This window comes from Streptomyces sp. A01, from assembly GCF_059026195.1.
The window spans coordinates 316456-336220 of sequence record NZ_JBWLKN010000004.1; the positions used below are offsets into that span (position 1 = coordinate 316456).

Annotated in this window: 17 protein-coding genes; 7 read left to right on the plus strand and 10 right to left on the minus strand. The window is 72.3% G+C overall.

Going from position 1 to position 19765, the window contains the following annotated elements; translation table 11 throughout:
- Positions 1-10 precede the first annotated feature (10 nt).
- Positions 11-1201, plus strand: coding sequence for a thiolase family protein (locus AC5P1B_RS07495; protein ID WP_493885756.1), 1191 nt, complete (start codon positions 11-13; stop codon positions 1199-1201).
- A gap of 191 nt (positions 1202-1392) precedes the next feature.
- Positions 1393-1632 (plus strand): DUF397 domain-containing protein, encoded by a 240-nt coding sequence (locus tag AC5P1B_RS07500; RefSeq protein WP_493885757.1) that lies wholly within the window; start codon positions 1393-1395, stop codon positions 1630-1632.
- Between the two features lie 18 nt (positions 1633-1650).
- Here AC5P1B_RS07500 and AC5P1B_RS07505 read toward each other — a convergent pair whose 3' ends face one another.
- From AC5P1B_RS07505 to AC5P1B_RS07520, 4 genes are all read right to left on the minus strand, one after another.
- Entirely contained in the window at positions 1651-1809 is a 159-nt protein-coding gene (locus tag AC5P1B_RS07505; RefSeq protein WP_493885758.1) for a hypothetical protein, read from the minus strand.
- 72 nt (positions 1810-1881) lie between these two features.
- The gene (locus AC5P1B_RS07510) at positions 1882-2610 is read right to left on the minus strand and encodes a leucine-rich repeat domain-containing protein (RefSeq protein ID WP_493885759.1); all 729 of its coding nucleotides are present in this window, start codon (positions 2608-2610) and stop codon (positions 1882-1884) included.
- Positions 2607-3167 (minus strand): hypothetical protein, encoded by a 561-nt coding sequence (locus AC5P1B_RS07515; RefSeq protein WP_493885760.1) that lies wholly within the window; start codon positions 3165-3167, stop codon positions 2607-2609. Before AC5P1B_RS07515 ends, AC5P1B_RS07510 begins: the two co-directional genes overlap by 4 nt.
- Positions 3164-3550 carry a PadR family transcriptional regulator gene (locus AC5P1B_RS07520; RefSeq protein WP_493885761.1) on the minus strand — a complete coding sequence of 129 codons (387 nt, stop codon included), beginning with the start codon at positions 3548-3550 and terminating at the stop codon, positions 3164-3166. Before AC5P1B_RS07520 ends, AC5P1B_RS07515 begins: the two co-directional genes overlap by 4 nt.
- A gap of 269 nt (positions 3551-3819) precedes the next feature.
- Between AC5P1B_RS07520 and AC5P1B_RS07525 the strand changes: the two genes are divergently transcribed.
- Complete coding sequence (locus AC5P1B_RS07525; RefSeq protein WP_493885762.1) at positions 3820-4317, plus strand: hypothetical protein; 498 nt, start codon at positions 3820-3822, stop codon at positions 4315-4317.
- Positions 4318-4469: 152 nt separating this feature from the next.
- Here AC5P1B_RS07525 and AC5P1B_RS07530 read toward each other — a convergent pair whose 3' ends face one another.
- Complete coding sequence (locus AC5P1B_RS07530; RefSeq protein ID WP_493885763.1) at positions 4470-6476, minus strand: N-acetylmuramoyl-L-alanine amidase; 2007 nt, start codon at positions 6474-6476, stop codon at positions 4470-4472.
- A gap of 310 nt (positions 6477-6786) precedes the next feature.
- The gene (locus AC5P1B_RS07535; RefSeq protein ID WP_493885764.1) at positions 6787-7896 is read right to left on the minus strand and encodes an aminoglycoside phosphotransferase family protein; all 1110 of its coding nucleotides are present in this window, start codon (positions 7894-7896) and stop codon (positions 6787-6789) included.
- A gap of 328 nt (positions 7897-8224) precedes the next feature.
- On the opposite strand from AC5P1B_RS07535, the gene AC5P1B_RS07540 reads away from it, so the two are divergent.
- Entirely contained in the window at positions 8225-9706 is a 1482-nt protein-coding gene (locus tag AC5P1B_RS07540; RefSeq protein WP_493885765.1) for a DNA-binding protein NsdB, read from the plus strand.
- Between the two features lie 259 nt (positions 9707-9965).
- Here AC5P1B_RS07540 and AC5P1B_RS07545 read toward each other — a convergent pair whose 3' ends face one another.
- A complete protein-coding gene (locus AC5P1B_RS07545; RefSeq protein WP_493885766.1) occupies positions 9966-11426 on the minus strand; it encodes a PP2C family protein-serine/threonine phosphatase in 1461 nt (486 codons plus the stop codon).
- Between the two features lie 311 nt (positions 11427-11737).
- Between AC5P1B_RS07545 and AC5P1B_RS07550 the strand changes: the two genes are divergently transcribed.
- From AC5P1B_RS07550 to AC5P1B_RS07560, 3 genes are all read left to right on the plus strand, one after another.
- The gene (locus AC5P1B_RS07550) at positions 11738-13165 is read left to right on the plus strand and encodes a HEAT repeat domain-containing protein (protein WP_493885767.1); all 1428 of its coding nucleotides are present in this window, start codon (positions 11738-11740) and stop codon (positions 13163-13165) included.
- Positions 13166-13536: 371 nt separating this feature from the next.
- Positions 13537-14682 carry a glycosyltransferase family 4 protein gene (locus tag AC5P1B_RS07555; RefSeq protein ID WP_493885768.1) on the plus strand — a complete coding sequence of 382 codons (1146 nt, stop codon included), beginning with the start codon at positions 13537-13539 and terminating at the stop codon, positions 14680-14682.
- Positions 14679-16088 (plus strand): glycosyltransferase, encoded by a 1410-nt coding sequence (locus AC5P1B_RS07560; RefSeq protein WP_493885769.1) that lies wholly within the window; start codon positions 14679-14681, stop codon positions 16086-16088. Before AC5P1B_RS07555 ends, AC5P1B_RS07560 begins: the two co-directional genes overlap by 4 nt.
- Before the next feature lie 74 nt (positions 16089-16162).
- On the opposite strand, the gene AC5P1B_RS07565 is transcribed toward AC5P1B_RS07560, so the two are convergent.
- From AC5P1B_RS07565 to AC5P1B_RS07575, 3 genes are read right to left on the minus strand one after another with little or no spacing between them, the layout of a single operon-like run.
- A complete protein-coding gene (locus tag AC5P1B_RS07565; RefSeq protein ID WP_493885770.1) occupies positions 16163-16945 on the minus strand; it encodes a hypothetical protein in 783 nt (260 codons plus the stop codon).
- A complete protein-coding gene (locus AC5P1B_RS07570) occupies positions 16932-18515 on the minus strand; it encodes a vWA domain-containing protein (protein ID WP_493885771.1) in 1584 nt (527 codons plus the stop codon). The genes AC5P1B_RS07565 and AC5P1B_RS07570 overlap by 14 nt, the downstream gene beginning before the upstream one ends.
- Positions 18512-19759 (minus strand): hypothetical protein, encoded by a 1248-nt coding sequence (locus AC5P1B_RS07575; RefSeq protein WP_493885772.1) that lies wholly within the window; start codon positions 19757-19759, stop codon positions 18512-18514. Before AC5P1B_RS07575 ends, AC5P1B_RS07570 begins: the two co-directional genes overlap by 4 nt.
- Positions 19760-19765 lie beyond the last annotated feature (6 nt).

Below are 19765 nucleotides of genomic sequence, written 5' to 3' on the forward strand. Positions count from 1 at the left end.
TGAGCGAGTCATGAGCGGCACGCGCGGGGACGCCACCGGCAAGGAGCCCGTCGCCGTCATCGGCGTGGGCCAGACGCGGCACGCGGCCGCCCGGCGCGACGTGTCACTGGCCGGCCTCGTCAGGGAGGCGGCCGTGCGGGCGCTGGCCGACGCGGAGCTGTCCTGGGCGGACATCGAGGCCGTCGTCGTCGGGAAGGCCCCCGACTTCTTCGAGGGCGTCATGATGCCGGAGCTGTATCTCGCCGACGCGCTCGGCGCGGTCGGCAAACCCCTGCTGCGCGTCCACACCGCGGGGTCCGTCGGCGGCTCCACCGCCCTCGTCGCCGCCAGCCTGATCGCCGCCCGGGTACACGGCACCGTGCTTACCGTCGCGTTCGAGAAGCAGTCCGAGTCCAACGCGATGTGGGGGCTCTCGCTGCCCGTTCCCTTCCAGCAGCCGCTGCTCGCCGGTGCGGGCGGCTTCTTCGCCCCGCACATCCGGGCCTATCTGCGGCGCAGCGGCGCACCCGTGGGCGTGGGCACGCGGGTGGCGTACAAGGACCGGCGCAACGCGCTGCGCAACCCGTACGCGCACGTACGGGAAGACGGCCTCACCCTGGAGCGGGTACGCGCTTCCCCCATGCTGTGGGACCCGCTGCGCTACTCCGAGACCTGCCCCTCGTCGGACGGCGCGTGCGCGATGGTGCTGTCGGGGCGCGCCGGTGCCGCCCGCGCCCCCGGGCCGCCCGCGTGGGTGCTCGGCGGCGCGATGCGCAGCGAGCCGACGCTGTTCGCGGGCAAGGACTTCGTCTCGCCGAGGGCGGGGCGGGACTGCGCCACCGAGGTCTACCGGCAGGCGGGGATCACCGACCCGCGCCGGGAGATCGACGTGCTGGAGCTGTACGTGCCGTTCAGCTGGTACGAGCCGATGTGGCTGGAGAACCTGGGCTTCGCCGCCGAGGGCGAGGGCTGGCGGCTGACCGAGTCCGGCGCCACGGAAATCGACGGTGAGCTGCCGGTCAATCCGTCCGGCGGGGTGCTGTCCAGCAACCCGATCGGCGCCTCCGGGATGCTGCGCTTCGCCGAGGCGGCACTACAGGTGCGCGGGCGCGCGGAGGAGCACCAGGTCGAGGGCGCCCGCACCGCGCTGGGTCACGCCTACGGCGGCGGATCGCAGTTCTTCGCCATGTGGGTGGTCGGCGCGGACCGGCCTGATGGCTGAGCTGGCGCCGGTGACCAAGGAGTGACGTCCGCAGTGCCAGGCGATGGCTGGTTCTGACCGCTTTCTGCGCTCCGTTGGCGGACTCATCGGGCCACCCCCCGATTCCGCCCAGGCATTTCGGTCGCGGCCTGTGCGGCACCGGAGACGATGGATAGTCTGGGCGCGGATGACGAACCGGGAGGAGTACGGACGTGGCCGACAGCACCACTGAACAGACGCTGGTAGGTGGCAAAAAGCCGCAACTCGACCTCAGTACCGCCGATTGGCAGTCGAGCAGCCAGGGGACGGGTGATGTCCAGATCGCCTTCATCGAGGGCTACATCGCGATGCGTGACGGCCGCAACCCGGAGGGCCCGTCGCTCGTGTTCACCCCGGCTGAGTGGCGCGCGTTCGTTCTTGGCGCCCGCGACGGCGAGTTCGACCTGACCTGACGCCCACGCCCGGTGGCCTCACCCGACGTCCTCGCCGGGTGCCGGCGCCTGGCGCGCACGCTGGGTGAGCCCGTCCGCGCGTGACGCCGGTACGAGCTGCCCGAGACGTCTCAGCGGCTTGGGCAGCTCGCCGCCGTCCGCCACGGTCAGCCGCCGGATGACCCGCGTGGTCACCACGTAGACGTCGTGACCACCTTGGGTGGAGCGCGCCCGCAGGGGCCGCGAGCACCGCCCGCGACAGGGCATCTCCTACGTGAGGACGGCGCATCCCCGCTCGCGCAGCGACCGCAGGGCGGGCGGCTCGTCGCGCAGGTCGGCGAACCCGTTCCAGCGCAGGTCGAGCTTCTCCAGCGACGGCAGTCCGGCGAGCCAGTCGGGCAGCTCCCGCAGCTGGTTGCTCCGCAGGTCCAGTTGGCGCAGGCGCGGCAGCGCCCGTAGCGGCTCGGGCACCGCGCCGAGCGCGTTGTCCCGCAGTTCCAGAGTGCGCAGCTGGGTCAGACCGCTCAGGGTCGCGGGCAGGCGCGTCAGGTGGTTGCCGCGCAGCCACAGTTCCCGCAGAGCGGCAAGCCGCCCTGCCGAAGCAGGCAGCTCGGTCAACTCGGCTCGCTGGGCCCGCAGTTCCACAAGACCGGACATGCTCCCCAGCTCCTCGGGCAGCCGCCCCAGCGGATTCTCCCCGACGTTGAGGTAGGCGAGGTCGCGCAACCGGACCAGGGAGCGCGGCAGCCGCGTGAGCCGGTTGTCATGCAGATACAGATACCGGCTCAGACCGTCGAGGTCGCCCAGTTCGTCGGGGACGGCGGACAGTTCGTTGTGACCGAGGTCGAGCGTGTGCAGCTGCCGCAGCCGCCCCAGGGCGGGCGGCAGCGAACGCAGCCCGTTGTCCGCCAGGATCAGCACCCGCAGCTCCGTACGCGACCACACCTCATCGGGAACGGTGCCAAGGCCCGCCCGCCACAGGTTCAGCGTCCCGGTCACGCGCGCGCCTTACGCGCGTGCCTGACGTCCGCGAGGGCGAACGGCAGCCCCGGCAGCGCCAGCAGCAACGAGGCCCACAACGGCCACCGCAGCACGACGCCGTCACCCCACAGGAGGTACGCCGCGAGCGCCGCCGGAAGGCCCACCACCACCGACAGCCCCCAGCCGGCGAGCAAGCCGAGCGTGCCCCGGCGCAGCTCCCACATCACCTCGACGGCGGCGCTGGCCACGAGGATCGCGGCCAGCGTGCCCGTGAACTCCACCACCGTGGTCCACCGCACCAGGTGGAGGAGGAGCGGTATCCCGGACGCGGCCAGCGGGATGAGGCACACCATGCGCAGCACGCGGCGGCCCAGCGGCTGCCGCTCCCGTGCCCACGACGCGGCGAACCGGGGCACATCGCCGCCGACGACATCCGTGGGCGTGCGACCGGCGGCCGTGGCCTCGTCGAGATGTCCCCCCAGCTCATCGAGCATGTCCCGCACTGTGGCGTCGTCGATGCCGCGGAACTCCCAGTTGGTCCGGCAGACGGCCAGGACGCGTTCCTTCGTGGTCATGATTCCCCCGTGGGTTGTTCTTGTTCTCCGGTGCTCAGAATCCGGCCGACGGCGTGGGCGAAGTCCCGCCAGGCGGTGCGGCCGGTGGTCAGCTCGGCCTGTCCGGCTTCGGTCAGCCGGTAGTACTTGCGTGGCGGCCCGCCCGTGGCGGACGGGGCGCGGAAGGTGTCCACGGTTCCCGCCCGCTCCATGCGGGCGAGGAGCGGGTAGATGCTGCCCTCGCTCACCAGCTCAAGCCCGCTGCCGGCCAGCGCTTCGACGAACTCGTAGCCGTAACGGGGCCGCTCGGCGATGAGGGAGAGCAGGCACAGGTCGAGGGTTCCGCGCAGCAGCTGACTGCGGCGCTGGTCGCCCGAGGAGTCCGGGGAAGCCGCCTTTGTCATGTGGTGCAAGGTAGTCGACGACAGCCTTGCGCCGCAAGGTAGTGCTGCTCGGGCCGGGACCGGCCGCGGGGACTAGCGGGGACCAGGGGAGACAGCGGCGGGCAACGGGTACGGGGTCGGGGCGTGTCGCCGGACTCGGGGGCACGCGCGAGCGGAGCCGCCCGCGCACGGCGCGCCGTGCGCCCCCCTAGCAGTGGCCGGGCTCCGCACTCGTGTCCAGGCGTCGCCCGGCGCCACGCCCGGCTGCACCGGGCACGTACCATGTCCTCATGTCGTTTCTCCGCCGCCGCAGCGCCGCCACGCCCATTGGGCCGGACTTCGACGTCCTCGCCATGGACCCGGGCGACTGGCCTGGCGATCTCGGCGCCGGACTGCTGCCCGCGCCGGACGGCAGCTGCCAGGGAGTCTTCCTGCGCTACGACCTGTTCGGCGGCCGTGGCCCCGCGATGATCATCGGAAACCTGCCCGAGGGTTCACCCGTGCGTGAGGTCGAGGAGGGCGTGCCGTTCGAGGTGACGCAGCTGCTCGACGCGCTCGGCAACGACGAGCCGGTCGAGGTCGTGGGCTCCGAGGACAACCCTGTGATGCACGACGACAACCTCCTCATCGTGCGCCGCGTCAAGCTCTCCGAGAGCCGCATCTCCTGTGTGCAGTTCGACCGCAACGACGGGGTGCTGGTCACCATCGCCAGCTGGGACCGGCCCATCACCGACGACCTGTACCGGCTGCTCAAGCCGCTGCCCGCGGAGCTGTTCCAGCAGGGCTGAAGCCCTCTGACAGCCCGGGCCCGGCGCCTCCTCGTCGTCCACGGACTGCCCCTGGTCTCCCGACCGACCGGGAACGGCTCCCGGCGCGTCGCGCGCGCCGGGAGCCGTTCGCCGTGCCGTGCCGCGCCCGGAAGCGCGGTCCACCGGCTCGCTCACTTGCGGGAGGGCCGCACCTCCACATCGGCTGCCCGCACGAACGCCACCCGGTGCCCGAACTGGATCTGGTAGTACGCGTCCTTCCCGCGCACCACCTTGTGACCGGCCGGGTCGTAGGTCGCCGCCCACAGATACTCGCCCCGGGTCAGCAGCCCGCCCGCGTAGCGCTGCCCCTCCAGGAACTTGTACGACAGCGGCGAGACCGCCTGGACCGGCACCCCCTCCGGGTACGCCTCCTTCTCCGGATAGGCCCTGCCGTACACGGGAATCTCGCTCGCGCCCGCCTTCGGCGTCACCACCAGGCCCTTGCCGGGCACCGCTGTCGGCTGCTTGGCCGGGTTGTGGAACCACGCCTTCTGCCCGAGATACCACACGGCCGTCCAGTCGCCGTCGCGTCCTGCGACCGCGTACCGCTGCCCGGTCGACGCGCGGGCGCCCGTGTCGTTGACGCCGGTCGTCGAGTCGGAGCCGTCGGGACGCAGGCCGATGTCCTTCACCAGCGGGGCGTCCGCACTGGGCGCGGTGTGCAGCCGTACGGCACCCGAGCCGTGCGGCGCGCACGCCTGCCCCGGCTTCTCGCAGCCCGTGTACACCGGCTGGTGCTTGCCGTAGTCGGGACGGATGGTCACCAGACCGCCGCCCGGTCCCGCCGTGCGGTGGAAGGGCGCGCCCAACAGCTCGAAGTAGTGCGCCCAGTCCCAGTACGGGCCGGGGTCGGTGTGCATGCCCCTGACGGTGGAGGTGACCGTGCCGGGAACGTTGTCGTGGCCGAGGATGTGCTGCCGGTCCAGCGGGATGTCGTACTTCTGCGCCAGGTACTTCACCAGCCGCGCGGACGTGCGGTACATGGCCTCCGTGTACCAGGCGTCGGGCGCGGCGAGGAAGCCCTCGTGCTCAAGCCCGACCGACTTGGCGTTCACATACCAGTTGCCCGCGTGCCAGCCGACGTCCTTGGTCGGCACATGCTGCGCGATATGCCCGTCCGAGGAGCGCAGGGTGTAGTGCCAGGACACATACGTCGGGTCCTGCACCAGCTTGAGCGCGGTCTCCCAGGACCCCTCGGTGTCGTGGATGATGATGTAGTCGATCTGCTGGGACTTCGGCCGGTCCCCCTTGTCGTGGTTGCCGTAGTCGCCGTTTCCGAGATCCTCGTACGGGGCGGGGACGGACTCGCACGCCACGCTCGACGGGCACTCGACGTCCCCGGCCGACGAGCCCTTGGGCAGACCGAGCCGGCGCAGCTGCGCGGTCTCGGGCCGCAGGTCCGGACGGCCTTCGAGGGTGACCCGCTGACCGGCGTCGGTGGTGCGCCGCTGGCCCGTGCGCAGTACGTCGTACACCTCACGGGCGAAGACCTCGGAGGACGCCGCGTCCTCGGCGCCCGAATAGCCCGCGACCGCCGCGTACCACTGGGCCGGATCATCGCTCAGCGGCAAGCCGAGACGTTTCTGCGTGGCGGCCAGCAGCGCCGCCCCGCCGCGCACATTGGCCGTGGCGCTGTCCCGCAGGTCGTCTGCGGGGATGCCGGTCAGCCGTTTCGCCTGCTCCAGGGTGCGCAGCCGAGCCGGGAGCCGCTCGGGGTCAGGCGCTTCCGGCGCCGGGTGCCCGGCGGTCTCGCGCGGTCGTGAGGTGTCGCCGCGCGCGTCCTCGGCGCCGTGGGAGTGGTGGGGCGCCTCGGCCAGCGCCGTCGAGGCGTCGGTCAGGTGCATCGGACCGTAGCCGCCGGTGACGCTCGGCGCACCGCGGTGGCCGTCCCAGCGGGACTCCAGATACGACACGCCGAGCAGCACGCTCTGCGGGACGTGATAGCGCTGCGACGCGTCGGCGAACGCCCGCTGCAGAGCGGTGCTCTCCGGCTGACCGGCCGTCGCGGACGGAGCCGACGACAGCAGCGGGAGCAGCAGGGCCACGGACGCGATCGCGCCCATCGCACGCGGCGACGGCCTGCGGCGGCTGCTTCTTCGGACACGCGTTCTCGCTTGTTCCTCGGCGGAACCTCGCAATGCAGCCTCCTCCAGCTGGGCCGTACCGTGGCACGCCGCGCGGGTGTGGCGGGCGTGTGCGATCGGGCGTGCGGGGCTGAACCCACCTAGAGGTATCCGTTGTCGGACGTTCCGTCAATCATGTCGGTAAGCGAGTCTCAACGCGTCGCCTGGATAGCGGAGTTCGCTTGTCAAAGCCCGTGCCGGGATGTTTCCCGACACGGGCTGACTCATCTGCCGCACGCCATCGGTACAGACCGGTGGCGCACCGCGGACCCGGCGCGATCCCTCCGCCGAAGGCGCCGGTGCACGAAGGCGTCGGCGTAACGGATCAGCGGGTGCCGACGGCGGCCCGCACGGCGCCGCGGGCGAGGGCGCAGTCGTCGTGCAGCCGCCGCAGGAGCAGCCGCTGCTGTTCTCCGGCCCCCGCGCCGACCTCGCCCGGAGCCACCGGAGCGGGGTCGCGCATGGTGCGTTGCACGGCCGTCTCGTACATCCGGATCTCGCGCGTCAGCACGAGCATGAGGTTCACCAGGAAGGCGTCGCGCGCCGCGGGCCCCGCCGCCTGCGCGAGCTGGCTGATCTGACGCCGTGCCGCCTGGGCGTCGGCTCCGAGCACCACCCACAGGGTCGCCAGGTCGTAGCCCGCGAGATACCAGCCCGCGTGGTCCCAGTCCACCAGCGTGGCTCCCGACGGCGCGAACAGGATGTTCGACAGCACCGCCTCACCGTGGCAGAACTGCGTCTGGCTCTGCCGCCCGGGAGCGTGCGCGATGCCGTGCAGCAACTTCTGCAGATCGCCCATGTCCCGGTCGGTGAGCAGGCCCAGCTCGTGATAGCGGGCGAGCCGCGCGGCGTAGTCGATCGGCGCGTCGAACAGCCCGGCTGGTGGCCGCCACGCGTTGACCCGGCAGATGGCCGCCAGCGCGCTCCGCACGTCCGTACGCGGCAGCGCGTCGACCGGATGCCGCTGGAGCGTCGCGACCCGGCCCGGCATCCGCTCGATGACCAGCGTGCAGTTGTCCGGGTCGGCAGCGATGAGCCTGGGCACGCGCACCGGCGGGCGGTGGCGCACGAAGGCCCGATATGCGCTTATCTCGTGCCTGAACCGTTCCGCCCAGGCGGGCGAGTGGTCCAGCAGGCACTTGGCGATCGCTGTACTGCGCCCGGTCGTCCCCATGATCAGGACAGAGCGTCCGCCGCGGCGCAGCACCTGGACGGGGTTGAACTCGGGGCACACCCGGTGCACCGCGGTGATGGCCGCGCGCAGCCGCGCGCCCTGTGGGCCTGACAGGTCGAGCCTTCCGCTGACGGGCTGGGGGCTGAGCCCCTGGGCGCGCCGCGCCCGCCCGCCGTGGCTGGGATCGAGGTAGGGGGCGCCGCCGCTTTGCTGGCGGTACGGCCTGACGGGGGCGGACACGGAGGACGATGCTGTGTACATGGGTGAGACAGATCCCTTCGTGTGCCGGCAAATGCGCGCCGCCCAGACCCGGTAGGAGAACGCACCCTGGGGAATGCGTTCCGCCTGCCGGGCTGGACCCCTCAGCCGGTGGGAGGTCGGTCGGGTGGTCGGCGGACGACCGGATGGGACCGGGCCCGCAGACCGCCCTGAGACCCCCCGTGGACCGAGGGAGGGTGGCGCGTTCCTACAGGACACCCGTACGCGGGTGGCACACCATCTGGCGGACCCTGGCGAACCCTGGCGAATGCTCGCAAGGCCCCTCACCGGCCGTTACTGTCAACACAGCCGAGGAACCTGGGGGCTTGACGTGACGAGGGAACCCAATACCCGTCTTGCGGACCTGTTCGGCCTCACCGGCTGGTCCAAGGGGGAACTCGCGAGACTCGTGAACCGGCAGGCGGCGGCCATGGGCCACCCCCAGCTGGCGACGGACACCTCGCGGGTTCGGCGTTGGATCGACACCGGTGAGACACCGCGTGATCCCGTGCCCAAGGTGTTGGCCGCCCTGTTCACCGAGCGACTCGGTCGTGTCGTGACCATCGAGGATCTCGGTTTCGGCCGCCAAGGACGCGTGGGGAAAGGGCAGTCCCATGAGGGAGTGCCCTGGGCGCCTGAACGGACGGCTGCGGTCCTCACCGAATTCACGGGAATGGACCTCATGTTCAACCGACGCAGCCTGGTGGGAGCAGGAGCCGCGCTCGCCGCGGGCTCCGCACTCAGCAGCGCCATGTACGACTGGCTGCACACCGACCCGGCCCTCGCATCCGACGCGCCCCGTACCGACAACCCGCTGTCCGCCGAATACGCCAGTTACGACCGCTATGACGCCGCCCCCGTGGGCTCGGCCGAGATCGACGCTCTTGAGCGCTCCGTCGAGGTCTTCCGCGCATGGGACGCGTCCCGTGGCGGCGGGCTCCAGCGCAAGGCGGTGGTGGGCCAGCTCAACGAGGTCGGCGGCATGCTCGCCTACCACCATCCCGACCATTTGCAGCGCAGGCTGTGGGGGGTGGCGGCCAACCTGGCGGTGCTCGCCGGGTGGATGTCGCACGACGTGGGCCTGGAGCCCACCGCCCAGAAGTATTTCGTGATCGCCGCGCACGCCGCCCGCGAGGGCGGCGACCGCCCCCGCGCCGGTGAGGCGCTGTCCAGGGCCGCCCGCCAGATGGTGCACCTGGGGCGGCCCGATGACGCGCTGGACCTGATGAAGCTGGCCAAGTCCGGGTCCGGTGAGGAGACCTTGCCCCGCACCCGGGCCATGTTGCAGACCATCGAGGCATGGGCCCAGGCGTCCATGGGACGCGGGCAGGCGATGCGCCGCACCCTGGGCGAGGCGGAGGAGCTGTTCGTCTCCGACAAGAGCGATGTGCCGCCGCCGAGCTGGATGCAGATGTTCGACGAGGCCGACCTGCACGGTATGCAGGCCCTGGCGTACCGCACGCTCGCCGAACACGACCCGGGGGCCGCGGTCGTGGCCCAGCAGCACGCCAAGGAGGCCCTGCGGCTACGGGTCGGCGGACGCCAGCGGTCGAAGATCTTCGACTACATCTCGCTGGCTTCGGCCTGCTTCATCGATGACGAGCCGGAGCAGGCGGACAGCTACGCCCGGCTCGCACTGGTATCCATCGGCGAGACGTCCTCCCATCGCACCTGGGACCGGCTGCGTGAGATGTACCGGCTGACCGGCCAGTACTCCCAGCACGCCACCATCAGGGAGCTGCGGCAGGAGATCGAGCAGGCGATGCCGAAGCGGGCCCCGGGCGGCGGCCTGGGGCGAAGCGCCATGGCGTGACCCCGGGCCTCGGCGAGATCCCGACGGGCCTGGGAGTCAGCGGCCGCGCGTCACCGAGCATGCGGTCACCGAGCGTGCGGTCACAGACGGGGCGTCACAGAAGCCACAGAGCGTCACAGAAGGAGTCTCACGGACGCGGCGTCACCGTCTCACAGCACACCGTCTGCCTCACAGCACACCGTGTCACAGCACCTGTGTTTACAGCACCTGTGTTACAGCACAATGCCACAGACGGTCCGTCAGAGACCTCTCAGAGACCTCAGAGACCGGGGTCGATTCTGACGACGAGTACGCACGCGTCGTCCTCGCGCTGCTCATCGCCGAATTCCTCGATCGCGCTCCGTACGCATTCCTGTGCGCTGCGGGCCACCGCGAACCGGGGGGCCAGCGACAGCAGCCGCTCGCTGCCCGTGAGGGAGTCGGCCTGGGCACTGCGCGGTGCGAGCCCGTCGGTGTGGAGGACGAGCAGGTCGCCGGGCTCCAGTGGCTCCGTGCGCTGCCCGTACGCCGCTCCGGAGGTGGCGCCGAGCAGGACGCCCTCCGGCGGGCGCAGCGCGCGCCCCGTCCCGCCGCGGAACAGCAGCGGGGCGGGGTGGCCTGCCTGCGACCAGGTGAGGGTGCGGGCGCGCGGGTCGTAGATCCCGCAGACGGCGCTGCCCAGGGCGGGCTGCGCCGAGGTGTCGAGCATCTGGTTGAGGAAGCCCATCAGCGCGCCCGGCTCCACTCCGGCGACCGCCATGCCGCGCAGCGCGCCCAGCAGTGTCGCCATGCCGGAGGTGGCGGCCACGCCATGGCCGGTGAGGTCGCCGACGCTGAGCAGTGTGCGCCCGTCGGGCAGGTGCAGCGCGTCGTACCAGTCGCCCCCGATCAGCGCGCTGGTGGCGGAGGGCAGGTAGTGAGCGGCGAGGTCGAGCGCTGTCTCGCCACCGGAGCGCGGGAGCCGCAGCGAGCCGCGCCAGGGCGGAAGGACAGCCTCCTGTAGCTCGACCGCCAGCCGGTGCTCGGTCTGCGCGATGTGCCGTTGGCGCTGCAACGAGTCCCGGCTCTCGCTCACGGCCTGCTGGGTGCGGCGCAGCTCGCTGACGTCGCGCAGCACGGCCCACATGGAGGCGGTGCTGCCGTCGGTGTCGAGGACGGGCTCACCCATCATGTGCACCGTGCGCTCATCGCCGTCGGCGCGCGTGATGCGGAACTCCCCGTTGATCGGCCGCCCGTCCACCAGGCAGTCCGTGACCATCGAGGTGAGCGACGCCTGATCCTCGCTGTGGACCCAGGACGGCAGCTCGTCAAGGGACAGGCCGCCGTCGGCGGGCTTCCGGCCGAAGATCTGGTACAGCTCGGCGGACCAGGTGACCTCGTCCGTCAGCAGGTCCCACTCGGCGCTGCCCACGCGGCTCAGCAGCGAGCCGCGCTCCTGCTCGGGAGGGGCGGCGGGCAGCCGATCGCGCGGCGGCGCCGCCTCCACGGGGTCGGCCGGCAGCCCCTCACGGAGCTGGCCGAGGTGCTCCCCGAGGTCGTCGAGGTGGTGCACGGCGAGATCGCACAGCGCGCGCTGCCACCGCGTCCGCGGGTCTTCCGGCTGTTCGTCCTCGATGGTGGAATCACGTCGTACCGCGTCGACCCCGCCGCGCAGCCTTCGCGTCTGCGAAATGAGCGCGTCGAGCACACCACGCTCAGGTGGCTGGGGGGCGGGATGATCCGCGAAAAGAGGGGACGGCATGACGTACTCCGATACAGGCGCGGCGCGACCAGTTGGACGGAAGGGCCGGTTACGACTGTTGCACAGGCTGCGACGACCCGTAAGGGGATTGGCCATACCCGATACGGTGGTGCACCTGACATATGCCACCGGCCTCATGGGGATATGCCGGGCGCAGCTGGGCGGAACATATCCTTCCGGGTAGGCTGCGGCCGCTCGGAACACCGCGATCTCTGCCGTTCATCAGGCATACCGACCGTGGACACCGGCAAGAATGCCGGTCGACGGAAATCCCGTTGCCAGCCGAACTCCCCGCACCGGATGCTGACCCCATGTTCGATCCAGACATAGCGCCCAGTGGCACCCTCCTCGGTCTCCTTCAGCGAGGCCGCGGTGACGGGACCCTGCACGCCCTCGCGGCGCCGCGGGCCGAGGCGCTCGCCGCACTGCACCAGTGCGTGCTGCGCGATCCCCGCCGTGACTGGCAGGCGGAGAACCGCTCCCTCTACTACGCCCGGCTCTGCATGGAGCTCGACGCCGGACTTGAAGAGATCGAACAACACCTCTTCCACCCCGACGACCTCCTCGACACCTCCGAGGAGCGCACGGGGCTCGCCCTCGCGGTCCTCGGCCACCTCGCCTCGTACGGCCGGGACGACGCCCTGCACCTGCTGCGCCGGTACGCCGCCACCGGCGGCAACTGGCAGTGGGCCCTGGACGAGCTGGCCCTGCGCGACGACGACAGCGGGCTGCGCGCCCTCAGCGGGCTCGTCCTCGCCCGTTTCCCGCGCACCGCGGCGGGCGAGGCGGCACTGGCCGTCACCGCGCGTGACGCCTTCGAGCCGCGCCCCTGGCGGCTGTGGGCCGAAGACGAGTCCGAGCCCGGCAACGCCGCCCGGGTGCGCACCGCCCTGGAGGACGGCTGCTTCGACCGCTGGCAGCGGCAGCTGCGGCCGACCGGACCCCGGCCGGGCTGGAGCGTCCGGGAAGTCCTCGACTGGGCCCAGCAGGGCCTCGACCAGCACCCCACCCAGCACCGGCACATCGCGGCGACGCGCTGCCTGACCGCCGTCGCCGGGCCGGAGGACCGCCCAGCGATCACCGAGGCCGCCGCGGAAGGTCCGGAAGCGGCGCGCGCCACCGCGCTGCGCTACCTCGCCGAGCAGCACGCCCCCGAGGCGCTGGCCCTCATCGAGGCCGGGGCCGCCGCCCCGTCGGTGCTCGTGGCCGAAGCGGCGATCAGCGCCTTCGAACGCATGCGCAGCGACGCCGCACTCGCCAGGGCCCGTGGCTGGGTCCACAGGGACGACGCCCTCGGTGGCGCGGCGGCCGCCTTGCTCGCCTGCCGCGGTGGACAGCACGACGCCCCGCTCATCCTGAGCGCACTGCGGCGGGCCGTCCGCACAGACGGGCCCGACGCGGGCGTCCTCTGGGACCTCGTGGACGGTGCGGGCCGCCTGACCATCGGCTGCGCGGCGCCCGTGCTGCGCCACATCTACCGCGAGACCTCCTCGTCCCAGCTCCGCGGCCGGGCGGCCCGGGCGCTGGCGGCCACCGACCCCACCTTCGCGGCGGGTTTCGCGGTGGAGTGCCTGTGGGACTGCGAGGAGACCACTCGGGAGCTCGCCGCCCGCCACGCCGCCACCGCCGACGCGCGCGTGGTCGACCAGCTCAGAAAACTCGCCACGGACCCGGCCGAGGAGGCCGAGGTGCAAACCGCCGTACGCAGCCGCATCGACCCGGACACCGCAGCGCTGTAGGGCGCCCCGAAGCCTTTGCGCCGGGCCCTCACCCGGCCCGAGCCCCGGGCGGTCCACGGGGGAGGCCAGGGCGTGCCAGGGCCGCACACGGCCGCGTAACGCCGGCGGCGGGCCCCTCGCGTGTCCGCCTCGCCACCGGGTGTCTCACGTGCCCCGTACGAGATGACCGGCAGCCGCCGCCCGGCCGCGGCTCCGTGCGGAGGGGACACCGTCGCCTCCCGTGCCTCCCGCGAGAGTCCTGGCCGTTATCCGGACAGATCCGCCCGGCAGTGCTGAACCCGCACTGGCCAGGGGCGAACGCTCATGGGACGTTCCTCGCGCCGAAAGATCCACTTGGCCGGGGTCACGTTCCGCACGCCGACAACACCGGTATGCGTGTCGCCATCGTCACCGAGTCCTTCCCGCCCGACATCAACGGCGTGTCCCACTGCGCCCTGCAGACCGCCCGGCACCTCGCCCGGCGCGGTCACGACCCCCTCGTCATCGCCCCCGCCGGAGCGCACGACTGCCCGGCCGACGCCGACGGGACCCACCCGTACCCCGTCGTCCGCGTGCCCTCCGTGCCACTGCCCGGCTACTCCCAGGTGCGTGTGGCCCTGCCGAGCCGCCGGGTGGCCGCCACCCTGGCCGCCCACCGCGCCGATCTCGTCCACCTCGCCAGCCCGTTCATCCTCGGCGTGCGGGGCATGGCCGCCGCGGCGCGGCTGCGCGTCCCCGCCGTCGCCGTCTACCAGACCGACATCGGCGGCTACGCCCGCACCTACCTGGGCACCGGAGAGGCCACAGCGTGGCGCCGTATCCGGGCCGTGCACGCCGCGGCCGACCGCACCCTCGCCCCGTCCACCGCCGCCGCCGACGACCTGGCCGCGCACGGGGTGCCCCGGATAGCGCTGTGGCCGCGCGGCGTGGATACCGGGCGTTTCCGGCCCGCGTGGCGCGACGCCGAGCTGCGCCGCACGCTCGCGCCCGGCGGGGAACTCCTCGTCGGCTACGTCGGCCGCCTCGCTCCCGAGAAGCGGGTCGACCTGCTCGCCGAGGTCTGCGCGCTGCCCGGGGTGCGACTGGTCATCGTGGGCGACGGGCCGAGCGAGCACGGGCTGCGTTCGGCGCTGCCAGGCGCTCGGTTCCTCGGCCGCCGTACCGGCACCGAGCTGTCCCGCGTGTTCGCCTCCCTCGATGTCTTCGCGCACACCGGACCCCAGGAGACGTTCTGCCAGACCGTGCAGGAAGCGCAGGCCAGCGGCGTAGCGGTGATCGCCCCCGCGGTCGGCGGGCCGGTCGATCTCATCGCGCACGGCCGCACCGGCCTCCTCGTACCGCCGGATGACGCGACCGCCGTACGGGACGCCGTCACCCTGCTGGCGGACAATCCCCGGCTGCGTGCCGAGCTCGGCCGGGCCGGGCGGATCAGTGTGGCGGGCCGCACCTGGGCGGCCGTGGGCGACCTGCTGCTCGACCACTACGCCGAGGTGCTCGCCGAACGCGCCGGGCGCATCATCGAAGGCAGGGCGGCATGACAAGCCACAGCCGCAGCCCGAGCACCAGCCACAGTCATGTCCACGGCCACGGTCACCGGGTCGGCTGCGGGCAACCGGTGGAGCACGAGGGCCACTCAGCCGCGCGGGAGGCGGAACACGAGCCCTGCGACGCGCCGAACGCCGGTGCGGACGCTGGTCCGGGCACGGCGGCGGGCACCGGAGCGGGTACCGGCGCGCTGCGCATCGTCCGGCTCGCCAACTTCGTCACCCCCACCTCCGGCGGGCTGCGCACCGCGCTGCGCGAACTGGGCGCCGGATACCGGGCCGCGGGCCACGAGCCCGTGCTGGTCATCCCCGGCGAGCGGGCCTCGGACGAGCACACGGCGCAGGGCCGGGTCATCACCGTCCCCGGCCCCGGACTCCCCGGCACCGGCGGCTACCGCGTACTGACCGGCCGACGGGCCCTGACCCGGCTGCTCGAACAGCTCTCCCCCGACCGGCTTGAGGTCTCCGACCGCACCAGCCTGCGCTGGACGGGGGAGTGGGCAAGGCGCGCCCGCGTGCCCTCGGTGATGGTCTCCCACGAGAGCGCCGACGGCGTGCTGCGCGCCTGGGGCGTACCTCGGAGCGCCGCACGCCACGCCGCCGACCGGCTCAACTCCCGCACCGCGCTGGCGTACTCGCGGGTGCTGTGCACCACGGAGTGGGCGGCGCGCGAGTTCCTCAGGATCGGCGCGCGCAATGTCGTACGAGCCCCCCTCGGCGTCGATCTCGAACGCTGCCACCCCGCCTCGTACAGCGCCGCTTTGCGAGCAGGCCACGCCGATGGCGCGACGGCACTGCTCGTGATGTGTTCCCGGTTGTCGCCGGAGAAACGGCCGGGCCGCGCTCTCGACGCGCTGGCCGAGCTCAGGCGGCGGGGCGTGCGCGCCGCGCTCGTCGTGGCGGGGGACGGGCCGCTGCACCTCCGGCTCGCGGAGACCGCCCGCGCGCGGAGGCTGCCGGTGACGTTCCTGGGGCATGTCGCCGACCGGGCGGCACTCACAGCACTCCAGGCGAGCGCCGATGTGGTGCTCGCGCCCGGCCCGGTGGAGACCTTCGGTCTCGCCGCGCTGGAGGCACTCGCCTGCGGCACACCCGTCGTCGTCAGCGCCTCGTCCGCGCTGCCGGGCATCGTCGGCGCGGCGGGTGAGAGCGCCGCTGACGACGGCGGCGCGTTCGCCGACGCCGTCGAACGCGTCCTGGCTCGCGCGGAGCGGGACCGCCGCGCGGCCGCCCGCGCGCGAGCCGAGGGCTTCGGCTGGCCCGCGGCTGTCGCGGCCTTCCTCGCCGCCCATGACGCGGCGCCCTCGGTGCGGCTGTCCGCACGCCAGAGCGCGCGCCCGTGCGCGCGTCCTGCCCCCGCCCGGCTCGGCCACGAAGCCATCGGCCAGCCGCCGCCGTGACCACCCGGAGGCCCCCAGGACGACCACCACCTTGACCGCCCGGCCCGCGCCCCCGCGCGGCCTTGCCCGCCCCGTCAGCGGAAGATCGCGATGGCCTGCACGCGCAGCTCGCTCCGCTCCGGGTTCCAGTCCTGCACCTTGCCGAGGCAGCGCGCCTGGAAGGCGCCGTCGGGGATCTCCTCGCCGCGCAGGCCCTCGGTGGCGCAGGTGACCCGGACCTGCGGGCCCTGGGCCGGGTCGTCGGGGTCGCCGTACGGGGCCAGGAACACGGTGCTCGCGGTGTCCTGGCCGACCCGGCGGAAGCGGCCCCGGATCGAGACGAAGTCCTCGATGTCGCGCAGCCGTACCCGCGTCTGCCGACCGGAGCCGGCGGGGGCGGTGGCGTCCAGGGCGCGCGTCAGCGCGCGGTTGGAGATGACCGACCGGTGCCGCAGGTCCACGGAGACGATGACGTCGGCGCGCTCCAGGACATCCATGATGATGCGGATGACCGTGATGGACTCGGCCTTCTCGATGTACGTGCTGAACTCCTCGCGGTTGACGGACTTCCCGCCGCCCGCGCTCAGCCCGAAGAGCCTGCCCCGTACGCTGCCTTCCTTGCCGCCGCTGATCCGGTGCTCGACCTCCTTCTCCAAGGCCGCACTGTGGCCGCCCATCTGGTAGAGGTCCATGACGGACTTGTCGTGCAGGTAGAAGCACATGCTGTAGGCGTGGTTCCGGTTCCCCGGGTGCCGTCCGCGCCGGGCCCACAGGACGGCCAGCAGCGCCAGCAGGGCGAGCACGCTGAGAAAGGTCACCGACCACAACAGCATCCAGGGCCACCAGACGCTCCACCACAGACCGCTATCGACAGCCACGGATCTCCTTGAAAGCGTCGGACAGCGAGGTGGCGCCCGCATCGACCACGCGGCCGCCGGTGGCGCGCGCCACGCGCTGGAGCTGCGCCATGTCGGCCTCGCCGAGGCGGACCGGGTAGGTGTGCACGGCCCGGAGACCGGGGGAGCGCGCCCGGTGCCGCCGGACGAAGTCGTCCAGGCTGCTGCCCGCGTTGTTCTCGCCGTCGGTCATGAGGACGATGGAGACCGGCCGGCCTGGCTGATCGCTGAGGGCCTCGGCCGCTGTCTTGTACGCGTGGTCGAGCGACGACCAGATGGCGGTCCGCTGGGCGAACCGGTCGGTGGCGACCGTGTCCCGCAGCGCGCTCAGGTCCTTCTCGCCCCCGACGGTGACGCTCCGCTCGTCGAGGACGTGGCCGCCGAAGCGGATCACGGTGACCCGCTCGCCCTGGTGGAACCGGACGAACTCGCCCAGCGGTGAGCCGTCGGCGCCGCTCAGCCCGGCGAACGCCGACCGCAGCGACGCGATGCGCGCGCCGCGCATCGAGCCGGAGAAGTCCAGCAGGAAGATCACCTGGTCGGGGATGCGGTCACCGGGGTCGCCGTAGTCGGCGAGCAGCCGCTCCACGACCGCGCGCTCGCTGGGGAAGTACAGGGCGTTGCCCACGGGTTCGCGTAGCCGGGGATCGCGGGTCACCCGCAGGTCGAGCGGTCGCCGCAGGGTCCGCTGCATGATCTTCTTCTGGGTCGAAGGGCGCGCCAGCCAGTCGGTGACCTTGTCGTACGCGGTGCGCCGCTCGGCGTTGAGCAGGAGAAGCGGGTACTCGGCCAGCACCATGCCGTCCCTCGGATAGATGATCTCCAGCGGGTCCCGCAGCTTCCCGCCGGCGTTCAGGCCCAGCAGCTCCGACTCGTAGCCGATCAGCGCGTCCGCACTGCTTTGCTGTTCCACGTACGCGTCCAGCAGGGCGGTGCTGGTCTTGGCCGTCAGTGTCTGGCCGCCGCGGAAGCCGCGGAGCCGGTCGCAGGAGACGTCCCTGGCGCGCAGCGCGTCGCCGGTCCCCGCGGCCGCCGTCGCCACTCCGACGAGCGCGGACAGCCCGCTGTTGGTGCGCCGGGGGTCGGCCATGCCGAAGCGCAGCGATCCGGTGGCGGCGCCGTCGGCGAGGTCGGCCCAGGACAGCTCCCGGTGCCCCGTGCTCGCGCGCAGGCGGTCGGCGGCCCGCGGCTTCATGCCGATGACCACGGGGGAGAGCATGGTGTTCGTGCTGAGCGGCCGGGGGGCGTTCTTCCCTGACTCCTTGAGCTTGAGCCGGAAGTAGCGGTCGGAGGAGAGCCAGGCGAGGTCGTGGTCGTAGTCGCCCGGGGTGAGCGCGTTGCTGGCGTCCACGGTGCCCCGGTAGTCCACCTTGAGCCGGACACCGGTGTCGTCGCGCAGTTCGTCCAGCAGCGGGCCGAGGTCGGCGAGTTCGGCGCTGGCCAGTACCCGGAGTGTGGTGGGCTCCTCGTCGCCGGAGGAGCAGGAGACACCGGTGGCGAGCAGCACGGCGCTGAGCGCGAACACGCCGAGCCGACGCGCGGACGGCCTCACGAGGTCCCGCTTCCGGCGGCCTCGGCGGCCGGGCACTCCCCGACGATGGAGATCATGCGTTCGAGCAACGGCAGGTCGGGCATGGTGGACTTCGTGTCGCTGGCGCTCATGTCGGGAGCGGGAACACCATGGTCGGCGAGGTGGCGCGGCAGACCGCCGTCCGCCGGGCTGCCGGGGGCGGCGAGCGTACGGAAACCGAGCTCCAGGGCGCGGCGTTTCAGTTCGGGGTCGGTGGTGACCAGCTCGCCCAGCCGGTCACCGTCCGGGGTGAGCGCGACGAGTTCGGGCTGGGTCACGAAGTGCCGCGTCGGATACAGCAGGACGCGCTGCCGGTCGGGTTTCCCCTCGCGTTCGCGGTGGCCCAGCTGATAGGCCAGATACTGGTGCTCGTAGACCACCACGACCGGGGCGATTCCCTTTCCTTCCGGGGCGGTGTACGTCCGGAACATCTCCGATGAGGGCTGTCCCTGGGCGACCAGCAGCGGCTTGATCTCCTCGGCGAGCTCGTCCGCCTTCTTCCTGGTCTTCGGGGTGTCGTCGCCGTTCTTCACGAAGGCGACCAGGCCCAGATAAGTGCCCGCGGAGTTGGATTCGCAGACGTCCGGGGTGTGGGCCACGACGACGTTGTTGTTGCTCGCCCCGTACTTGGAGACGTTGAGGGTGTTCCAGCGGTCTCCTCTCTCCGTCAGCCTGAGGAATCTCTCCATGTCCAGGTCGTAGTACAACTCGCTCGGTCCGTCCGCCGTCTTCTGCGGAGTGGCGATTCGCTCGCCCTTGTCCCGGAGCGCCTCCGCGTACTCGCGATAGGTGGCGAGCACGATCGGGGTGATGAACGGCCGGTGCACCGCGGCGAGCTTCTTCTCGTTCGCCCGCTGAGTGGTGATCAGTTCGGCCGCCGGGGTGCCGGAAGGGAAGACGAAGTCGTAGGCGTCGAGGTCCCGGATCGCCAGCTCGCGGGAACCCATCTTGGTGACGCGCACCCGGATGTTGCGCTTCATGAGCAGCCTTTTGACTTCCTCATCCTCAAAGAATTCCGACTTGGACGCCATCTTGGCCTCCAGCGTGACCACACGCTCGAAAGGCAGCAGCACATTGCCCGACAACGCGAGCACCAGGGTGCCGACGACGGGCAGCAGGAGCGCGGGAGCGAAAAAGCGGAGGAAGCGGCGCTCGGTGAACGAGGACCGGGGCGGGCGCTGAATGGTCAACCGGGGTTCTTCCGGGGACGGGGGACCCGTGGTCACGGGATG